Origin of the sequence: Massilia sp. CT11-108, assembly GCF_047302915.1 — a bacterium.
Lineage (GTDB): Bacteria > Pseudomonadota > Gammaproteobacteria > Burkholderiales > Burkholderiaceae_D > Telluria > Telluria orientalis.
Genome location: NZ_JBKYMO010000746.1, coordinates 1 through 2013 on the forward strand (window position 1 = coordinate 1; position 2013 = coordinate 2013).

The 2013-nt window shown below is 69.7% G+C and carries 1 protein-coding gene; it reads right to left on the reverse strand.

The annotated features are described in order from the left end of the window. Positions 1-2013 (reverse strand): PAS domain-containing protein (locus ACEN88_RS30210; RefSeq protein ID WP_413345651.1); only part of this gene is annotated, 2013 nt, incomplete at both ends.

The following is a 2013-nucleotide window of genomic DNA, read 5'->3' on the forward strand; positions in this document are numbered from 1 at the left end:
CCGTGCGCGACACCGGCATCGGCATCCCGCCCGGGCACGCTGTCCACGCGCAGGTCGCCGCCCATCAGGCGCACGAGGCGGCGGCTGATGGCGAGACCCAGGCCCGTGCCGCCGTACTTGCGGCTCGTGGACGTGTCGGCCTGCGAGAAGGCCTCGAACATGCGCTGCTGCTGCTCGGGCGGGATGCCGATGCCGGTGTCGCGCACGGTGAACGCCAGCGCATCCGGGCCGGCCGGTTCGATGGTGAGCACGACTTCTCCCCGTTCCGTGAACTTGATCGCGTTGCTGACGAGGTTGAGCAGCACCTGGCCGAGGCGCATCGGGTCGCCCACGAGGCGCGCCGGCACGTCGGGGTGGACCGCGAACACGGGTTCGATGCCCTTGTTCCACGCGCTCGTGGCGGACATCGCGGCGACGCTGGCGAGGACGTCGTCCAGCGCGAACGGCGTCTGTTCGAGCACGAGCTGGCCCGCTTCGACCTTCGAATAATCGAGGACGTCGTTCAGCATCGACAGCAGCGATTTCGCGGCCATCTGCATGCGCGCCACGTAGCCCCGCTCGCGCCGGCCCAGGTCGGCCTCCTCGAGCAGGCGCGCGAGACCGATGACGGCGTTCATCGGCGTGCGGATCTCGTGGCTCATGTTGGCGAGGAACTCGCCCTTGGCGCTGCTGGCCGCTTCGGCCGCGCGCAGCGCTTCCTCCAGGCGCGACTGGGTACGTTTCAGTTCCGTGATGTCCGCGTGCAGCATGTAGAAGCCCTGTACGCGGCCGTCGGCGTCGAAGTCGGGGATGTAGCTGCCCCATGCCTGGATCACCTTGCCGGAGCCCTTGCGGTGCAGCCTGCGCTCGAAGAACTGCCGCTCGCCGCGCAGCACGGCCTCCATGTGCGGCATCACTTCGCGGACTTGGTCTTCGTCCACGAGTTCGACCATCGTGTGGCCGATGACGTCGGCGGCGTCGCGCTCCAGCCAGTCGAGATAAGGCTTGTTGGCGAAGCGGCAGCGCAGGTCCGCGTCCCAGTAGCCGACGAGCGCGGGCAGGTGGTCCGTCACGGTGCGGATCATGCGTTCGCTTTCTTCCAGGCGGCGGCTGGCGGCCCGGAGGGCGGCGGCCGTCTCCACGCGCGCGGTGATGTCGCGGATGGTGCCCTGCACGATGCCGCGGCCGCCGATGTCGACGCTGTTCAGCAGCACGTCGGCGTGGAACAGCGAGCCGTCGCGGCGGCGGTAGATCCACTCGAAGCGGTTGCCGCCCGTGTCGAGCGTGCGCCGCATCGCCTCGTGCCACAGCTCGTCCGAGCGGCGGCCGTTCGGCTGGCATTCGGGCGAGCTGCTGGCCGGCGCCATCGCGAGGAATTCGTCCGCGCCCGCGCAGCCGAACAGGTCGATCGCCGCCTGGTTGGCGCTGATGAAGCCGGCCCCGTGGGCGATCAGCACGTGGGCGTCGCCCGAGCCTTCGAACAGCGCGCGGAACATCACCTCGTTGTCGCGGTTGCGCTGTTCCTGGCGCTTGCGCTCCGTGATGTCGAGGACGACGGCGTTGATGCCGACCAGGTCCCGATCCCGCCCGTACACCGGGTAGTAGCTGCAGATCCAGTGGCGCATGATGCCCGGCTCCGCGGGCGATTCCCCGCTGTCCTCGACGTCGATCAGCGGCCGCCCCGTCGTCAGCACGTGGCGGTAGGGCCGTTCGATGTGGACGCCCCGTTCGCCCAGCAGGTCGGGCAGGGTGTGGCCGATGTGGGCGCTGGCCGGGAGCGCGTTCACGGCCGCCAGGTAGTCGTTGATCATCACGACCTGCAGGCTGCGGTCGAGGAACGCGAGCCCGACCGGTGCCGTCGCGTACACGGTCGCCAGCATGGCGGAGGAACGCTGCAGTTCGTCGGTGCGCTCGGCCACGAGCGATTCCAGGCCGGCGCGGTATTGTTGCAGCTCGCCTTCGACCTTGCCGAGCGCGCGCGCGACGGTCGCCGCCTCGCGGATCGCCAGCGGCGGGATCACGAGCTGCAACAAT